Here is a 17570-nt window from a genome sequence, read left to right on the forward strand (position 1 = left end):
CGATCATGGCAAAAACAGGATTATCATATTACCAGGCGGAAACCGACCGCTTCCAGGATATCAAGGTGAAACGCCTGAAGAAGCGGTACGGCTGTGAGGGATACGCCATATACCAGTACATTCTGAATGAGATATACCGGGTTGAGGGCTGCTATGTCCGTTTCACGGACGACCAACTCTTTGACGTTTCCGAATATTGGTGCATCGACGAAGAGCGGATAGAAACGATTATTGAATATTGTACGGAAGTGGAAATATTCGACGCCATCACCTGGCATACGAATCATGTACTTACTTCTGTAGATATCCAACTGCGCTACCTTGAAATCTGCCGGAGAATCAAGAAGAAGATTGTGATACCCGAGGATATACGGCTTGTCGAGATACAAGACGCGGCTTCCGGTATGACAGGTGCGTCGCTACCTCTTTTCTCCGGTCAGGAAATCGAGACGAAAACGGGAAAAGCTGTTTATGGTTCTCCCAAAATGGATGTCCGGAGAGAGACTGCGACCGCTACCGCTACCGGAAAAGAGACCGTGACCACTGCCGGAATATCTTCCGATGCCATTATTCCGCAGAGTTCCGCGGAAATTCCGGAAACTCCGCGGGATTCTGCGGAAAAACGGTACAAAGAAAAAGAAAGTAAAGAAAACTCCCCCTCTATCCCCCAAGCCATTCCGCAGGCAAGGGATGATGAGGACAAAGTTTCACTCTCTCCGGGGGGGAATGCCGGGAATATCCCTGCAGGACTCTGCGGGAAACGTCCGGAACATTCCGATGAATACCGTTTGAAGTTGCGGCGGCTGGGTGAAACTTGCTACAACCTGGGATGCTCGAAAGGAGATGTCCGTAAGGTTCTGATGATAGAAAACATAGCCATGGACGACAGCCCGATATGGCAACTGATTGAAGAGTTGAAGGCGAGCGGCGGACATTATTCGTTCACCGGAGACGTGCTGCCCGCCCTGTGGGGACTGGTGAAGACGGGACGCCTGCGGATGATGGAAGAGCGTACGGGTGAGGTGAAAGGGGACGTCCACAACGTAAGGCAGATGTTGGCGGGCGTTGGAGTGCCGAGCTACGATATGGACGAACTGTGCGAAGAAGCGAAAGGCAAAGAAGACGTCCTGCAGGAAGTAATACGGGAAATCCGGCGGTCGAAAGGCAGGATTCTTTCGGTGAGCTGCTTCATCAGGTCACGGCTGAAAAAAGCGAAGAAAAATGAATTGCAAAAAACGGCGTAAGCCACACGGTTATGAGTGATGATAAAAACAAGATACCACAGTATTACCCTCGCAAAATGCGTACAGGGTGGTGCGTGGCACACGAGGTGACAGCCGCAGGCGTCACCATCGAGAGATACGGAATACGCTGCCGGACGTATGCGGAAGCATATCGACGGGCGGAAGTCATGAACCAGCAACAGCAGGCGGAAACGAAGCGCACCGGTCCACAAGCCGGAGAAACCACCGGTTCGCCGCAACCGTCCGTCTCTGGAGAGAAAGGGGGTGGGCGATTATGAGCGAGAAAGTAAGCACCATCACGCTACGACTGACAGCCGAAGAAGTCACGCAACTTGAGATTTTGAAGAATCTTACTGGAAAACGAACGGCCAGCGAAGCTATCAAACACATCGTGCGGGAGTATCCCCGTTTCTGTACCCACTACAAGCAGGAGGCAAAGGAGCACGGGGAACTGAAACGAAGGTATCGGGAGCAGGGCGAAGCCGTGCAGGGATTTTTGTCGGCACTTGACAGGTTGGAGAAAGCGGGCAGGGGAAAAGAGTAGAGGGAAAAGAGCAGAGGGAAAAGAGCAAGGGAAATGATTGCTAGCAAAATGCGCTCCGGAAGATCTTGGCCAATGAAAGATTTGCTATCAGATTTTTCCGGATCTCGTGCTCGAGCTGCAATAGGTTGCTAGCAAATGTTTCATCCTGGAAGAAGCCGGCTGCCGGATTCTGCTAGCAGTTAACAGGGGTTATCGGGTTGATGAAGCCGGGAACCCACCAGGTATGTGCTAGCAATTGCCGGAAGAAAGCCGGGATTGCATTGTTCGTCTGATTGCTCACCGTGCCGCCGTGTGGTTCGTGGCAATGCGTGCAGCGGGAATACCGCCGCCCACACAGCCCCGTCCCCCGCAGCAGCACTCCGTCAGTGTTTAACCGGAACATACCTTCACCGGCAGCGTTTCTCGGACAGGCAGTGTTTCTGTGCACCGTGCCGCTTTCCTTGCTTTCCCGTAGCTACCCAATGGGCGCAAAGAAAGCCGCCCTCTGACAGTGTTTCTACGGAACATTCTTGGGGGGGAAGTCTCCCAAAAAGTTACTCCTGTGTATAACAGTCGAGGCTGGCAAAGTGGGTGATTACAGAAGTTACTACCGCCTGATGTATTCGGCTTCGGCTCCCGCTCACACCCCGGCACAGCCGGACTACAAGCGACAGCCTATGCGGTGGTATCCCTTGCGGATGATAACGAAAGCTACTCTCGTCTTATACCCGGCTCCGGCTGCCGCTTCCTCACTTGCCGAATACAGCAAAGGGGAGCAGTATCCTATGCAATGTAAGCCCCTGCGGAGTGGTATCCCCTGCGGAATGGTATCCCCTGCGGAATGGTATCCCTTGCGGAAATGGTATCCCCTGCGGAGTGGGTGACAGTTGAGAAGCCCGGTGCGGTTTCGCTCCGCCCGGCACTAACGCCGGGACTAAGGCGAGAATCCCCTACCTCTTTTCGGTTGATAACAGAAACGGGGCATTTACCATGAAGTGCAGCCGTGCGGTGCAGGGTTCCCGTGTTTACGGTTGAGCGGGTTTGTATAGTGGAAGTAAGCGCCCTTCGCCGTCCTTCGGGCGCGTGCAGACGTGATGCTGCGTGCGCCGTGACAGCAATTGTTTTCCTTCCGCCTTCCTTTTTGGGGGACACCCAAAAAGAGACCGGAAGAAAAACAAAGGAGTAGCGATATTAAACATAACGGGTCATTATGCCCGCACGCCTTGCCGTTCAGGCAAGGCGGGTGCATAATGCGTGGTTATGTTTAATATGGATTGTCTTATTTTTCCGCCCCCGGGCGAAAAAAGCCATGCGGGCGGTTAACGCCACCGCAGCGGTCAGCGCCTTTACCGCCCTTTCCGTAGCGTTCGGGGTGGCGGGCGCAAAAGGCGCAGCCGCCCCCGACCACCACCCCTTAGTTACTCCTGCCAGTCCCGAGCCTTGCGGGTTTCCGGCCTGTTGCGGGTGTTTGTGCTTCCTGCGGGTTGCGCCTGGCGGCGTGCCCGGCTGACAGTTTGTGCCTTGCAGAACATTGGAAATTCCCGGCGGTCGGCTTCGCCGTCCGCTCCACGAAGCGGGGCGAAGCGCCCCGCCGAAAAGTGCAAATAACAAATCCGTGACAATCGGGCAAATGTCACAAAATAAAATAGTAAAAAACGTAAGTTCTCAAAACTTATATTAAACAACCCAAGAATGAACGAGAAAGAAGATTTTTTCTTTATGGTATATGTAGAAGGGGAGCACTCCCCGGCATATAGACACAGTGATTTAACAAGTGCAGAGACAGAAGCGAAACGATTAGCAGAATCTTTGAATAGAAAGGCTTATGTCCTTTGCTCTATAAAATCCTTTGAAGTAAACAAGTTTACGGTAAGAGATTGCCGCCCGGCACTTGGAGATGACCTTCCGTTTTAATCAAATCCTAGTAAGAAATGAAAGAATCACATACAGGTATTGGCATCTGCCGTTGCTACCAATGCCGAATGAAAAAAAGAACTGCAGTACATCGGGACGTAAATCGCTCAAACGGGCAATCAGCAAGTTTCGACGCAAGCAATTGAAGTTGGACAAAGTAATCAAGCACAACCGTTTCGGCGGGTATTGGGCGTAAACATAAAAAGCTGCTCGCTAACCGCCTCCACGCACCGCCCACCCCATTTTTTTCCTTTTTTCATCTACATCTCACAGGGCATGGATGAACGGCAGGCAAGAAATTTCAGATAAAAATACCGCACGACGCAGGAGCGCAGGATATTTTTATCTGAAATAGCGTAGCGGTTCTTGACTGACGGGCGGCCGTGACCTATCTTTGTAGAAGAAAAGAGGAAAAATACGATGTAAAACAGCAAACTTATCATTTATCCGCTCCCATCACTTTATAGATAATTGCGTTTCTGTCTATGTCACTATGTTTATTTACGGATAGAATCATACGGGAATGAAACGTGAAACGCCCGAAAACAGCCGGAAAGGAAGTAAAAACGTACCTGAAACCCTTCAAGATGTTTTGAAAAATCCATCAGACGTTTTTTTTATTTCGTCAGACGTTTTTTGAAAAACTCCTGATGTTTTCTAAGAGCCCCTGATAAGCGTATTTTCTGAAAATGACATCAAAAAAGCCCGGCGAATAATTTTTCATTCACCGGGCTTTCATCAAATTTGTTTGCAGTGTTTAGCGGTCAGACCGTCAAACTGTCTGTCGGCTTAGGCTGCCGGGTCCGGGTCGGGAGTTTCCCCACCGTCGTCAGGGTTCGGAGTTTCTCCGCCTTCATTGCCGCCTTCTCCGCTCGTGCTGCCTGCTCCTGCCTTGGAAAAAGCATACATAGAAACGGCTTCTTTGATTTCGGTAGAAGGTACGTAGATAACACGCGCTTTCTTTACGCTGTTTGCGCCGCACTTGTCGGCGGTTGTGATACCGACGCCGGAAACGGACGGACGGAAAGAACCGAGGTCGCCCAGGCGAACGGGAGAACCGTTTGCGAGGTTGCGCTTGATGACGACCATCAATGCGTCAAGCACCGCCTTGATGTCAGAGCCGGTCAGCGTACAACGGTCTGCGATTTGTTCAACGATTTGTCTCTGTGTCATCTCCGGGGCAAGTACTACTTGTGCGTAGTATTTTGCTGCTGCGTCTTTGTCTTGCGGATTCTTGCGTAATGCGGGTTTGATTGTAATAGCCATGTTAATTTAGTGTTTAACGGGTTAGTGATTAATAATGTTGCAAATCTACAAAGTAGTGTTTAACGGTTAGTGATTAGCGATTAATAGCTGCACTTTCATACATGTATCTGCACGTTAATCACTAATCACTACTCCGTTAATCACTAACCTACGTACATGAAAAAAGGGCTGCGGTTTGTATTCCGCAGCCCTCAAAACAGGGGAGATTCGAGTGATTAACGGGAAAATGATTAGTGATTGACGGTTGTGCCAGTTGCTGCATAGCGTTAATGATTTATCACTATTCCGTTAATCGTTTTTCTTTTCGTTGTCGCCCACAGGGCTGTCTGCACCTGTCAACCAGACGAAAATTTTACCGATAACTTTCAGTACTCGCAACGTGTTTCTCCAAAATGGTTTCATAATGACCTCCTTTTTAATTGTTGCCGGCAAAGGTAGGAGAGAGCGATGAACGGTTAACGGTTAGTGATTAGTGGCTACGCTTTCATGCGTGTATCTGCGTGTCAATCACTAATCACTTACCCGTTGACCGTTAAGTCCCCGTATTCGGTAGCCGCATCGAAACAGGGACACTGCTTGATATATTCGCAGGGTTCTATGGTTCCGTTGTGGTTGAGGTCGGGCGAGAGGTCACGGTGACCGCAAATCTTTGCTCCCGGATAGGTAAGCAGCAGGAAACGGAGAAGGATTTCAAGACTTTGTTTTTGGGCGTCGGTACGGGTGTCGGCGGCACGTCCGGCAGCGTTCAGACCGCCTTCGTAGGCGACTCCTATCGACGAGGTGTTGTAGCCTTTGGCGTGGGCGCCGATGTGGGTGATGTCGCGCATGTGGTGTATCGTTCCGTCTTTGGTGATGTAATAGTGATAGCCGCATTCGGCAAAGCCTTGGCGTTTGTGCATGGCGTCGAGGGCTTCCGGGGTGAGGTTACTTGTGCAGCGGGATGCGGTGCAGTGTACTACAATTAGGGTGATGTTTCTTTGTTTAATCATTGTTTTTTGGGGTGATTATGTGGGTGCTTTTTTTAGTTGTGTATGGTTGTCTACCCCCCTTCCGTCCCCCGTTGGGGGAAACGCTTGTCGGGACGGGTGCTCCCGCCCCTTGCCGCAGGGCGCTCCCCGAGCGAAGAGGGTTCGGGCTGTAGCCGTGGGAGTTGCTGCGCTGTGGCTTAAAAGGGCGAGCCGAAAGAGGTGGTTATCAGTTCCTTTTGTTTTGGGGTAAGGATACGGTTGCTTAGCTGATAGTTTGTTTCTTCCAATGCTTCGAGTAGTTCGGTGTCGTCCTTTATCCACTGTTTGAGGCGGATAGAAGCGGAAGCAGGTGCGATGTTCGGGAAATAGAGTACGGCTAATTCTTTAAAACCGTAACTCCGGTTGGTCAGGCTTTGACAGTTGTTTTGTAGGTGTATGTTGGTATACATGGTTATGATATTGGTTTATAGATGTAAAGGTAGGGGTTTTAATGCATGGTTGTTACCCGTATACTTGGTAGATATAGTTATATATGCTTGGTGGAGAAGAAATTTGTGACATTTGAGCAATTGTCACAAATTTCTTCTGTCTGTGACTTTTCGGCGGGGCGTTTCGCCCCGCTTCATGGAGCGGACGGCGAAGCCGACCGCTGGGAATTTCCGCTATTCTGCAAAGACTGTCCGCAAGGCGCAAACAGTCAGCCGGGCACGCCGCCAGGCGCAGTTCGCAAGAAACCCGCAGGGAATACAGAAACCCGCAGGGAATACAGAAACCCGCAGGGAATACAGAAACCCGTAATAGGCCGGAAACCCACAAGGCTTGGGACTGGCAGGAGTAACTAAGGGGTGGTGGTCGGGGTGGCGGCTTGCCGCCATAGTGGTGGCGTTTCTATTCCGCAGGGGCTATCATCCGCAAGGGGTAACTTTAAGCCCGTTCCTGAAACAACGGAAAGCCCGCAAAACAGCAGGAATATCTGGAATAGGCTGTTATGTTGAATTAAAGCACAAAATCCGGAACGGTTTTGGGACTAATTAAACATAATTGCTATTCCGGATTTCCTGCGCAAAAGCTGCACTTCACTAGAAAAACCGGAAGACCACGGCGCAGGCGACATCACGTCAGCACGGCGGCGGAAGCTTGCGCCGCCTCTAGTTCAAACGGACAAACCCGCTCAATCATAAACACGGGAACCCCGCACCGCATGGCTGCACTCCTGGCTAACACTTCCGTTCCTATAGTCAGACGAAAAGAGGTAGCGGATTCTCGCCTTAGTCCCGGCGTTAGTGCCGGGCGGAGCGAAACCGCACCGGGCATCGTAGCTGTCACCCGTTCCGCAAAGGATATCATCCGAAAGGGTGTCCACTGCATAGGCTGGTGCTTCCTTTGCTGTATTCAGCAAGTGAGGGAGCGACAGCCGGAGCTGGATATATCAGGCGGTAGTAACTTCTGTTATTACCCACTTTGCAAGCTTCGACTGTCATGCACTGGAGTAACTTTCGGGGAGACTTCCCCTAGGAATGTTTCTTAAAATCACTGTCAGAGGGCGGCTTGGTGGGGGATTGTGCGGCGAGCCGCGCTTCACCTACCAAGCGGCACGGTGAACAAAACACTGCACTTCGATAAAAACAGGAGACGTGAAGGAATGTTCCGATTAAACACTGCCGGAGCAGGGCGGACGCATGGGGGTGCAGTCCTGAAAGGCTGCGCCCTGATGCGGCTGCGCTGCGGTGAGCAATCAGACGATAAGCCCGCAACAAGAGTATCTGTCGGAATCAATAGGAATCGGCATCCCAACCACTATCAGCGCAAGTACTTTCAGATGGATGGTGTTTTATGGGAAAATTCCGTTTTTACAGCGTATTTTTCCTCTTTTCTTCTACAAAGATAGGCCACAGCCGCCTGTCAGTCAAGAACCGCTACGCTATTTCAGATAAAAATATCCTGCGCTCGTACCTCGTGCGGTATTTTTATCTGAAATTTCTTGCCTGCCATCCGTCCGCGTCCTGGGAGATGTAGATGAAAAAAGGAAAAAAAATGTGTTCCTGTGCAGTGTGTGGGCGGTTATCAGATGTGTTTCCAAGCTGTTAGTCATTCCGCACGGATTCCCGGTAACTGCTATCACACACCTGGTGGGTTTCCGGCTTCATCAACCTGATATCTCCTATGATGTGCTAGCAGATTATGGCAGCCGGCTTCTTCCAGGGCGAAACATTTGCTATCACTTTGCCCGAGCTGCAACAGTTTGTCCGGAAGAATCCGCTATCAACTTTTATACTGCACCCGGTGTGAGTTATACAGCCATTGGTTCCTCTTTGATAATCGAGATTTCCAGTGCGTTTTCAATTTTGGCCAGAGTTTCGAGTGAAAGGTTCTCCCGTCCTCTCAACACCTTTGAAATGTATTGCGGGCTGCAATTCATTTTTTCAGCCAATTGCTTTTGGCTCATTCCTAATTCCTCCATCCTGTCCAGCATTAGCATGGCAATATTTTGTGAATGTCGGAGCCATGACTTGTTTGTTTCAAGGAAGTCAAACAGCTCACGCCATTTCGAAGGCGTTGGAGAAGAATGTTCTTCAAGCCTTTGTGCGACAGATTTCATACGATTTTCCATACTATTCCTCCCAAATTATAATTCACTAATATATTCTATAAACCCTTCGTCGTCAATGATTCCTTCTTCAAGCAAGTATCGTCGAACCTTGTCAATTTTCACAAGTTCCTGCCTGGTGTGCTCTCTTTCCTGCATCGTAGCCGTCAGCTTGATGGCGCCTCCGGTGATGATGTAGTTGCCTTGAATCAATTTGATAGCGTACAGTCGAAGCCATGACGAGTGACCGTATTTACGTTTTAACCGGGCTTTTTCTTTTTGCAGCATCACATCCGAAGCTTGGTTATTGTCCAGCGGACGGAAAATCTTGCTTAAGTCAGTTTCCGGGGAGATGTCCATTATGATGTATCGAAGGCGTTCACTATCTTCAATAGTATCGCTGATAGCTTCTTTTATATCCGTTATTTTAAAGTAGGCGTTCAAGTCGTCAATGTTCTCCTTGAAGAAAGTGCGTAGCCAAACCACGTCGGCCCAGTTGTTGAACACCTTATAAAATTCGTTATCATCCTCACCTTCAAAGTGTACAGCCCATAATTTTCTGTCTCCAGTAATGTCGTCAAATGTCATATCTCCTTGTTTTATAGTAAGACAAAGATACGTAAAAGTAATGAGATAATAAACTTATAGGTTAATTATTTAGCAAGAAAAATGTTTTATTTAGTTGGTTTAGTGGTTGTATGGTAGATGGTGGTGTCTGTGTCCCAGTCATTAATTTCATTATTCGTATTTATTTGCAGGCTGTCAATGAGAGTTTTTTGATGAGTTATTTCCGGTTGTTCGCAGCTTCCTATCAGTTGTATAATGAAGATTATTCCTGCTATAACGATTCCCGCTATGATGTTATTGGTAACATTTCTTTTCAAGCCTCTCATATAAGAATTTTGATACTTGTAATTTTGCATAATTTATATTTTTTACGCTGTGAAGTTAATAAATTAAATGCGATATTTATCACTATTTGTCACTTTAATTAGGTTTATCCGATTAAAAACGATACCTTTGTATTACAAAACTTGAATCCTCAATGGGATATTAAAAGAGGGTTTTTGCCAAAGTCGGTGTCTAATTCGGTGACATCACGAAAATAGGAAGCTGTTAATTCATTATGAATGAGACTATAAAGGAATTAAAGTTTGAGGGCAGGTAGCCCAACAAATCACCAGCTTTTTACTGACAAAAACCCGCTAAAAATGCAATTTTAGCGGGTTTTATTATTTTAAACCGCATTTAAGGATGTATAATTGAATTGAAGTATTAATGGTACAAATAACAAAGACAGGTTTTATCACTCATGTAGAGACGATAAAACCTGTCTTTGTTATTGAAGTGAACAGAAAGATTACTCTTCTGCCTTTATAGACTCATCAATCACCTTGATTTTCTGCAATACCAGTTCCAGATCCGCTTTCAACTTATCCACCTTGCGGTTCAATTCTGTAAGCAGGCTGCTTCCTTTCTTGGAAGTAGAAGTAAGGAAGCCCAGATTGTTTTCATAAGTCTGAAGTTCATTCTTCATATTCTCATAAGCACGCATCAGTTTTTCACGCTCTCTGTACAGAGATTGAGAACCGCTGCCTTGTATATTGCTGATATTCGAGCGGAAGCTACTCAACTTCTTGTTGGAAGCGCTGATATTGAAACGGTCAAAGAGTTGGTCGATTATGCCATGATATTGCTTGTACAGTTTATCTTTCTCTTTGAATGGTACATGACCGATAGAGTTCCACTCTTTCATTAAATCACGTACGAGTGTGCTGGCTTCTTCGGTATCCATATTTTCATCAATAGCGGATAATTTTTCAATCAATACCTTCTTTTTCTCCATATTCTCTATTTCAACAGAGCGTTGGGAAGAAGTAGCTTTGTTCTTTTGTTCAAAGAAATAGTCGCAAGCCGAGATGAAACGTTTCCAGACAGCATCCGAATGTTTCTTGGATACCGGACCGATGGTTTTCCATTCTTTTTGGAGTTTGGTCAGTGCATCGGCGGTTGCTTTCCAGTCAGTGCTGTCTTTCAGAGCTTCCGCTTTTTCGCAGAGTGCTTTCTTCTTTTCCAGATTTTCGTTCATTCCTTCTTTCAGGCTCTTGAAGAATTCTCCTTTTTTCTTGAAGAAATCATCGCAGGCATGGCGGAAACGCTCGAAGATTTTCACATTCATTTTTTGCGGAGTAAAACCGATGGTCTTCCATTTGTTCTGTAAGGCAATAACTTCCTGAGTCTTGTTTTCCCAAGCCGAGAATGTTTTCAGTTCGTTGTACTCTATCGCTTCCACGATTTCGCAGATAACGGTCTTCTGGTCCAGATTATGCTGTTCCGCTTCCTTCAAGGATTCAAAATGTTGCTGATGACGGCGGTTGACAGCAGTGGATGCAGCTTTAAAACGATTCCAGATTTCATCGCGCAACTCTTTCGCTACCGGACCCGTATCACGAAATTCCTGATGCAACTTCTGAAGTTGGTGGAAAGCAGAAACCACATCTTCCTCGTCAGCCAACTTTTCAGCAGCTTCGCAAAGATGCGTTTTTATTTCCAGGTTTTTCTTGAAATCATATTCGCGGAACTCGTTATTCAGTTTCAATAAATCGTAGAACTTCTCTACATATAATTGATAGTTCTTCCAAAGTTCGTTCACCTTGCCTTGCGGAACCAGCTTCGTTTCATTCCACTGCTGTTGCAGTTTCTTGAATTCCGTATAGGATTTGTTGGCGTCATCACCGGATTCCACCAGTTCCTTCAGTTCCTCGATAATGGAAAGTTTGACTTGCAGATTTTCTTCTTTCTGTCGTTCCTGTTCGGCAATCAGTTTGCTTCGTTTGTCTTTGATTACTCCCATCAGACGCTTGAACTCTTCTTCTATCGAATCTTCCGGAGAAACAAAGTCTTCAATGGCACCACCATTGTCTGTAAACTGCTTCTTGGCAGCTTCCAGTTCGGCATTATGTAACTTGTAGAATGATTGTTTCAGATTATCAATTTCCTGCTTGTTCGCATTCTCGGCATCCTGCGCAAGCTCTTTCAACTGGTTGAGTACATCTTCCTTTGTGGCAGGTTTAGGAGCTGCTTCAGGTTGAACTTCGGCAGTAACTTCTTCAATCGGAGTCTCTGTAATGGCTTCAGAAACCTCGACTGTTTTCTTTTCTTCTTCTAATTCCCCTTGGTTCAAGGGTTGATTAGTGTCATGAGCGTCCATCATTGTATATTAGTTTTGGGTCACAAATTAATGAAATAAAACGATTACTTCATACTATTTTGCTTATTTTTTTTGTTTTTCCCGTTTTTATGATAATAAAACCGTAATTCCCATGTACAGCATCATACCGATGATGTCATTTGTAATGGCTATAAACGGACCTGTCGCGATGGCAGGATCAATTTTAAGCTTTTCGAGTGTCATCGGCACCAGTGTTCCGAAAATGGAAGCAAACATCACTACGGCAAACAAACTGATGGATACGGAATAAGTAACCGTAGCTGTTGCGCCGAACCGGATAAAGTTGTAGGTATATACCAACAGCGAAATAATAGTGGCATTGATTAAGGCCACTACCGCTTCCTTCGTGATTTGCTTGAATGTATCTTTAGCGTCCAGCGAGCTGTTTGCCAATCCCTGCACGATGATAGCCGAGGACTGTGTTCCGACATTTCCACCCGTACCGCCGATCAGTGGGATATACAGTGCCATTTCAGGATGGGCGGCGAATGTAGAATCGAAATTACCTAATATCATAGAGTTTCCGATTCCGCCAATCATACCGATAAGCAGCCACGGAAGGCGCGCCGTTGTCTGTTTGAGCACATTGTCGTCCGTTTCCACGTCCTGTGAAAGACCGGATGCCAACTGATAGTCACGTTCCGATTGTTCACGGACTTCGTCCATGACGTCATCGACGGTAATTTGTCCGACGAGCCGGCCGATACTGTCGACCACGGGGATAGCCACCAAGTCATACTTTTCAATCGCCTGTACTACTTCGTCAATTGGCGTGTCCACATGCACTGAAATCGGATCTTTCTGCATCACGTGTTTTACTTTTGATACAGAAGGGGAAGTTATCATTTTCTTGAGCGGGAAAATACCCCGCAAGCGTTCGTCGTCGTCGATGACATATACATAATAGATTTCATCCAGTTCTTCCGCTTGCTGCCGCATCTCTTTCAGACATTCGGGCATACTCCAGTTCTCATTGACAAGCACCATTTCTGTACCCATCAAACCGCCGGCGGTATTCTCGTCATACTTCAACAAGTCTACAATGTCGCCCGCCTGTTCGATGTCCTCAATATGCGAAAGAACCTCTTCCTGTTTGTCTTCGTCAAGCTCGCGCATCAGGTCTACGGCATCGTCCGTATCCATATAGTCGACGAAACGCTTGGCGATAGTCTCCGAAGGAAGCATTTCGAGAAGCTCTTTACGGGCATCCTCGTCCATTTCGACAAGTACATCGGCAGCTACCTCGTTATCGAGCAACCGGTAGATTAACTTGGCTTCTTCCGGGTTCAGGTCATTGCATAATTCAGCGATGTCGGCCGGATGAAGGTCGATGAGAAGTTCTTTTACCTTATCGGCATCTTTCTGTTCGATAAGATGCTTTACGTTGTCAATGTATTCCTCGTTCATTGTTGTCTATTACAAATTATGAATTACAAAATCCAGTTCTCTGCTTGCTTTGGCCTGTCAACTATTCGTTGTTGCCGACCGTTTTTAATGCTTGTTCCACTTTATTGGTCAGGTCGATAAATTCTTCTACCGATAGTTGTTCCGGGCGTTTATTGAATAATACGTCCTCTGTCAGCGGACAATCCTTGCCTAAAATCGGCTTGATGGAGTTGCGCAATGTCTTGCGGCGTTGGTTGAAAGTTGTTTTCACTACCTGCTTGAACAGCTTTTCGTCGCATCCCAATTCCTTGGTCTCGTTGCGGGTCATGCGGATGACGGCGCTTTTTACTTTCGGGGGCGGGTTGAATACATGTTCGCTCACAGTAAACAGGTACTCCACCTTATACCATGCCTGTATCAATACGCTGAGGATGCCGTATGTCTTGCTGCCCGGTCCGGCAGCGATACGCTCCGCCACTTCCTTCTGAATCATTCCTGTGCAACAAGGTATGATATCCTTATTATCCAGCATCTTGAAAAATATCTGGCTGGAGATATTATACGGATAATTACCGGTCAGTACGAAAGGCTTGCCGTCAAACAACCGGTTCAGATTCATCTTCAGAAAGTCATCTTCGATGATGTGGTCTTCCAGTGACGGATAGGCTTCGCGGAGATAGGCGACCGATTCATAATCAACTTCCACGACTTTCACCAACCGGTCTTTTTTTACTAAAAACTGCGTCAGTACTCCCATGCCCGGTCCCACTTCGAGAACGGGTAATTCGGGAAAAGTGTCGACTGTATCGGCAATATCCTGCGCAACTTTCAAATCTTTCAGAAAGTGTTGTCCGAGAAACTTTTTAGGCTTTACTAATTTCATTTACCAACTAAATAATTACTTTTGCAGTCGACAAAGGTAATTCTTTTAAATGAAGAACGTGCCACTATTTAAAAAATAAATGATGTGTCGGCGAAGCTAATGAAGAATTAAGGATGAAGAAACTGTTAAAAAAGACGCTGCAACTTATATTACCGGTTGTTTTAGGTGGCTTTATTTTGTTTTGGGTATATCGTGGCTTTGATTTTACAAAAGCGGGCGATGTATTGCTGCACGGCACAAACTGGTGGTGGATGCTTTTTTCACTGTTGTTCGGAGTACTTGCCCAAGTGTTTCGTGGCTGGCGGTGGCGGCAGACGTTGGAGCCGCTGGATGCTTTTCCGAGGAAAAGCGATTGTGTGAATGCCATTTTTGTCTCTTATGCTGCCAGTCTGATTATTCCCAGAGTCGGTGAGGTGAGCCGCTGTGGCATATTGGCCAAATACGATAATGTGTCATTTGCCAAATCATTGGGGACGGTAGTCACCGAACGGTTGGTCGATACGCTGACAATTCTTCTCATTACAGGGGTTACCGTATTGCTGCAAATGCCGGTATTTGTCACTTTCCTTCAACAGACAGGGACGAAGATACCTTCTCTTTTGCATCTCCTGACATCTGTCTGGTTCTATATTGTCCTGTTTTGTTTCATTGGAGTAGTGATACTTCTTTATAGTTTAAGGAAGACGCTGTTTTTCTATGAAAGAGTGAAAGGTTTTGTACTCAATATTTGGGAAGGAATCATGTCATTGAAAAGTGTGCGTAATATCCCTCTCTTTATATTTTATACATTAGCCATTTGGGCATGTTACTTTTTTCATTTCTATTTTACCTTCTATTGCTTTGTTTTTACTGCCCATTTGGGCGTGATGGCAGCTTTAGTCATGTTTGTAAGCGGCACATTTGCGGTAATTGTACCTACGCCTAATGGAGCAGGTCCGTGGCACTTTGCTGTCATTTCCATGATGATGTTTTATGGAGTAAATGAGATGGATGCCGGAATATTCGCCCTTATTGTGCACGGTATTCAAACCTTTCTGGTTGTTTTGCTGGGCGTTTATGGTTTGGCTGCCCTGCCATTTACCTATAGACATCGGGAATGATGTTTTTTCCGGAAGAAAATCATTGGATGAGATGCGAATGTTGTCTTTGGAATGAATGTTTTTGCTAACGTCCTTTGCTATCTGAAAACTTTTCCATAACTTGCCACTGTTTAATTATTAGATTAAAAACAGTTTTAAAATATTTGTTATGAGTACAATTCTTTCTTTGGCTCCACAGAACGTGTGGAAGCATTTTTATTCGTTGACTCAGATTCCTCGTCCGTCAGGACATATGGAAAAAGTGACTGGCTTTCTGATTGATTTCGGAAAAGGCTTAGGTTTGGAATCTTTTGTAGACGAAGCAGGTAACGTGATCATCCGCAAGCCTGCGACTCCGGGTATGGAAAACCGGAAAGGTGTTATTCTTCAGGCGCATATGGATATGGTTCCTCAGAAGAACAATGATACAGTGCATGATTTTGAAAAAGACCCGATTGAAACTTATATAGACGGCGACTGGGTAAAAGCAAAAGGTACTACCCTTGGTGCGGACAACGGACTTGGTGTAGCTGCCATCATGGCTGTGCTCGAAGCCAAAGACTTGAAACACGGTCCTTTGGAAGCTCTTATTACCAAAGACGAAGAAACGGGAATGTACGGTGCATTCGGTCTGAAACCGGGTACGTTGAATGGGGAGATTCTTTTGAATCTTGATTCTGAAGATGAAGGTGAATTGTATATAGGCTGTGCCGGTGGCATGGATGTCACTGCTACTTTGGAATATAAAGAAGTGGCTCCGGAAGAAGGAGACATCGCAGTTAAAGTTACATTGAAAGGTTTGCGTGGGGGGCACTCGGGCTTGGAAATCAACGAAGGACGTGCCAATGCCAATAAATTACTGGTTCGCTTCATCCGTGAAGCCGTTGCCAGTTACGAAGCTCGTCTGGCCAGTTGGGAAGGCGGCAACATGCGAAATGCCATTCCGCGTGAAGCACATGCAGTCGTAACCATCCCTGCCGAGAATGAAGAAGAATTGCTGGGTTTGGTGAAATACTGCGAAGACCTGTTTAATGAAGAATATTCGGCTATCGAAACTCCGATTAGTTTCACGGCAGAACGTGTGGAACTTCCGGCAGGTCAGGTGCCCGAAGAAATTCAGGACAACTTGATTGATGCGATTTTTGCTTGTCAGAATGGTGTGACACGTATGATTCCGACTGTTCCCGATACAGTGGAAACTTCTTCTAATCTTGCCATTATTACGATTGGTGGAGGTAAAGCGGCTATTAAGATTCTGGCTCGCAGTTCTTGTGACAGCATGAAGGAATATTTGACTACCAGTCTTGAGTCTTGTTTCTCTATGGCAGGAATGAAGGTCGAGATGACAGGCGGCTATTCCGGTTGGCAGCCCGACGTTAATTCTCCGATTCTGCAGGCGATGAAATCATCTTATAAACAACAGTTTGGAGTAGAACCCGCAGTGAAAGTTATCCATGCAGGCTTGGAGTGTGGTATTATCGGTGCTATTATTCCGGGATTGGATATGATTTCCTTTGGTCCTACATTACGCTCGCCGCACTCACCGGACGAAAGAGCGCTGATTCCTACCGTACAGAAGTTCTATGACTTTCTCGTGGCTACTTTGGAACAGACTCCAATGAAATAAACAGGCATATTCTTTCCTATTATATAATAGGTATTGTATAGAAAAGGGCACGGATGACATTTCTTCCGTGCCCTTTTTGTCTTATTTGCTGCCACTCGTGATATAAATTCTCTCCTTAATAATTAAATTAATTGATGCAAATCAATTAATATGCTATAAAACATGGAATTATTCGTTTTTTAGGTACAACGTATAAACAAAGGCCGTATTTTTGTGTTATAAAACATGTAAATAGGAGGATAACAAAATGAAAAGGTTAAAAAGATTGTTTAGAAAGTTCGGCGAAGCCGACGTACATGTTTGGGGATATTCAACAATTAATACTCTCCCGAACGAAGAGAAGTGATTTTTAGTTTTCAGGAATTAGTAATTTAAAAGGTTTAAAGATTATGGCAAAGAAAATGAGTTCTTTAGTAAGAAAAATCCTCAGTGAAATAGGTCGTAACGAAATGCTTGCATGGGGATACAGAATTGAAAAATGAGAAAAGGTACATTAACTAAGTTTAGAGTGGGGATACGTTTGAAAACGCTATCCCCACTTCTTTTAGATATAGGCACGATGTCTTCAGGATGCTTACAGCCCAATTAGTTTCCTTTCTATGAAACTGTAGTTCCAACGGTGTGAAACTATTGTTTCATCGGTGAGAAACTAATGGTTCCAAGCAATGGAAACTTTAGTTTCAAACGCTTGAAACTAAAGTTTCGGGTAATGGGAACAAAAGTGTCACGTAGGGGAACCATTTGTTTCGTGCCTTGATACTGACTATATGATGCCAAGGCACTACGATGAATATGCGACTTTGTCTTTGTGACAGCATGATTGCCGTCACAGTGCCATCGCAGTGCTGTCACCGGATGCTG

The 17570-nt window shown here is 46.1% G+C and carries 21 protein-coding genes; 10 read left to right on the top strand and 11 right to left on the bottom strand.

Going from position 1 to position 17570, the window contains the following annotated elements; all coding sequences use genetic code 11:
• Nucleotides 1–5 precede the first annotated feature (5 nt).
• The 3 genes from ACGHVY_RS19390 to ACGHVY_RS19400 are packed head-to-tail and all read left to right on the top strand — an operon-like array spanning nt 6 to nt 1788.
• Nucleotides 6–1244, top strand: coding sequence for a DUF4373 domain-containing protein (locus tag ACGHVY_RS19390; RefSeq protein WP_390600800.1), 1239 nt, complete (start codon nt 6–8; stop codon nt 1242–1244).
• A gap of 11 nt (nt 1245–1255) precedes the next feature.
• Nucleotides 1256–1522: a hypothetical protein gene (locus ACGHVY_RS19395; protein WP_390600801.1), complete on the top strand. Its 267-nt coding sequence runs from the start codon at nt 1256–1258 to the stop codon at nt 1520–1522.
• Nucleotides 1519–1788: a hypothetical protein gene (locus tag ACGHVY_RS19400; protein ID WP_390600802.1), complete on the top strand. Its 270-nt coding sequence runs from the start codon at nt 1519–1521 to the stop codon at nt 1786–1788. Before ACGHVY_RS19395 ends, ACGHVY_RS19400 begins: the two co-directional genes overlap by 4 nt.
• A 172-nt stretch (nt 1789–1960) precedes the next feature.
• Here ACGHVY_RS19400 and ACGHVY_RS19405 read toward each other — a convergent pair whose 3' ends face one another.
• Complete coding sequence (locus tag ACGHVY_RS19405) at nt 1961–2215, bottom strand: hypothetical protein (RefSeq protein ID WP_390600804.1); 255 nt, start codon at nt 2213–2215, stop codon at nt 1961–1963.
• Nucleotides 2216–2354: 139 nt separating this feature from the next.
• Here ACGHVY_RS19405 and ACGHVY_RS19410 point away from each other — a divergent pair, with 139 nt between their 5' ends.
• Nucleotides 2355–2651: a hypothetical protein gene (locus ACGHVY_RS19410; protein WP_390600805.1), complete on the top strand. Its 297-nt coding sequence runs from the start codon at nt 2355–2357 to the stop codon at nt 2649–2651.
• 534 nt (nt 2652–3185) lie between these two features.
• Here ACGHVY_RS19410 and ACGHVY_RS19415 read toward each other — a convergent pair.
• Entirely contained in the window at nt 3186–3404 is a 219-nt protein-coding gene (locus ACGHVY_RS19415; RefSeq protein WP_390600808.1) for a hypothetical protein, read from the bottom strand.
• Nucleotides 3405–3459: 55 nt separating this feature from the next.
• Here ACGHVY_RS19415 and ACGHVY_RS19420 point away from each other — a divergent pair, with 55 nt between their 5' ends.
• Both ACGHVY_RS19420 and ACGHVY_RS19425 read left to right on the top strand, forming a co-directional pair.
• A complete protein-coding gene (locus tag ACGHVY_RS19420) occupies nt 3460–3681 on the top strand; it encodes a hypothetical protein (RefSeq protein ID WP_390600811.1) in 222 nt (73 codons plus the stop codon).
• A gap of 61 nt (nt 3682–3742) precedes the next feature.
• Nucleotides 3743–3877 carry a hypothetical protein gene (locus ACGHVY_RS19425; RefSeq protein ID WP_390600814.1) on the top strand — a complete coding sequence of 45 codons (135 nt, stop codon included), beginning with the start codon at nt 3743–3745 and terminating at the stop codon, nt 3875–3877.
• Nucleotides 3878–4470: 593 nt separating this feature from the next.
• Here ACGHVY_RS19425 and ACGHVY_RS19430 read toward each other — a convergent pair.
• From ACGHVY_RS19430 to ACGHVY_RS19440, 3 genes are all read right to left on the bottom strand, one after another.
• Nucleotides 4471–4947 carry an HU family DNA-binding protein gene (locus ACGHVY_RS19430; protein WP_390600816.1) on the bottom strand — a complete coding sequence of 159 codons (477 nt, stop codon included), beginning with the start codon at nt 4945–4947 and terminating at the stop codon, nt 4471–4473.
• Nucleotides 4948–5465: 518 nt separating this feature from the next.
• Nucleotides 5466–5936, bottom strand: a complete 471-nt coding sequence (locus ACGHVY_RS19435) for an N-acetylmuramoyl-L-alanine amidase (protein WP_390600817.1) — start codon at nt 5934–5936, stop codon at nt 5466–5468.
• A 176-nt stretch (nt 5937–6112) separates the two neighbouring features.
• Nucleotides 6113–6364: a DUF4248 domain-containing protein gene (locus ACGHVY_RS19440; protein WP_390600820.1), complete on the bottom strand. Its 252-nt coding sequence runs from the start codon at nt 6362–6364 to the stop codon at nt 6113–6115.
• A 90-nt stretch (nt 6365–6454) separates the two neighbouring features.
• Between ACGHVY_RS19440 and ACGHVY_RS19445 the strand changes: the two genes are divergently transcribed.
• Nucleotides 6455–6757, top strand: a complete 303-nt coding sequence (locus ACGHVY_RS19445; protein ID WP_390600822.1) for a hypothetical protein — start codon at nt 6455–6457, stop codon at nt 6755–6757.
• Nucleotides 6758–7116: 359 nt separating this feature from the next.
• Nucleotides 7117–7443, top strand: a complete 327-nt coding sequence (locus ACGHVY_RS19450; RefSeq protein ID WP_390600823.1) for a hypothetical protein — start codon at nt 7117–7119, stop codon at nt 7441–7443.
• Nucleotides 7444–8205: 762 nt separating this feature from the next.
• On the opposite strand, the gene ACGHVY_RS19455 is transcribed toward ACGHVY_RS19450, so the two are convergent.
• From ACGHVY_RS19455 to rsmA, 6 genes are all read right to left on the bottom strand, one after another.
• Nucleotides 8206–8526 (bottom strand): helix-turn-helix domain-containing protein, encoded by a 321-nt coding sequence (locus ACGHVY_RS19455; RefSeq protein ID WP_390600825.1) that lies wholly within the window; start codon nt 8524–8526, stop codon nt 8206–8208.
• A 15-nt stretch (nt 8527–8541) separates the two neighbouring features.
• A complete protein-coding gene (locus ACGHVY_RS19460) occupies nt 8542–9090 on the bottom strand; it encodes a hypothetical protein (protein ID WP_004313882.1) in 549 nt (182 codons plus the stop codon).
• Between the two features lie 86 nt (nt 9091–9176).
• Nucleotides 9177–9425 (bottom strand): hypothetical protein, encoded by a 249-nt coding sequence (locus ACGHVY_RS19465; protein WP_390600828.1) that lies wholly within the window; start codon nt 9423–9425, stop codon nt 9177–9179.
• Between the two features lie 437 nt (nt 9426–9862).
• Nucleotides 9863–11716, bottom strand: coding sequence for a DUF349 domain-containing protein (locus ACGHVY_RS19470; protein ID WP_390600831.1), 1854 nt, complete (start codon nt 11714–11716; stop codon nt 9863–9865).
• An 84-nt stretch (nt 11717–11800) separates the two neighbouring features.
• Nucleotides 11801–13141, bottom strand: a complete 1341-nt coding sequence (gene mgtE, locus ACGHVY_RS19475; protein WP_308747348.1) for a magnesium transporter — start codon at nt 13139–13141, stop codon at nt 11801–11803.
• A gap of 61 nt (nt 13142–13202) precedes the next feature.
• On the bottom strand, nt 13203–14003 hold the full coding sequence (gene rsmA / locus ACGHVY_RS19480) for a 16S rRNA (adenine(1518)-N(6)/adenine(1519)-N(6))-dimethyltransferase RsmA (protein ID WP_308747347.1): 801 nt from the start codon (nt 14001–14003) through the stop codon (nt 13203–13205).
• A gap of 113 nt (nt 14004–14116) precedes the next feature.
• Here rsmA and ACGHVY_RS19485 point away from each other — a divergent pair, with 113 nt between their 5' ends.
• Both ACGHVY_RS19485 and ACGHVY_RS19490 read left to right on the top strand, forming a co-directional pair.
• On the top strand, nt 14117–15103 hold the full coding sequence (locus tag ACGHVY_RS19485; protein ID WP_390600834.1) for a lysylphosphatidylglycerol synthase transmembrane domain-containing protein: 987 nt from the start codon (nt 14117–14119) through the stop codon (nt 15101–15103).
• A gap of 148 nt (nt 15104–15251) precedes the next feature.
• Nucleotides 15252–16709, top strand: coding sequence for an aminoacyl-histidine dipeptidase (locus ACGHVY_RS19490; RefSeq protein ID WP_308747345.1), 1458 nt, complete (start codon nt 15252–15254; stop codon nt 16707–16709).
• The last annotated feature ends 861 nt before the right edge of the window (nt 16710–17570 follow it).

It is taken from the genome of Bacteroides sp. f07 (assembly GCF_042854785.1).
In the GTDB taxonomy this organism is placed as follows: Bacteria; Bacteroidota; Bacteroidia; order Bacteroidales; family Bacteroidaceae; genus Bacteroides.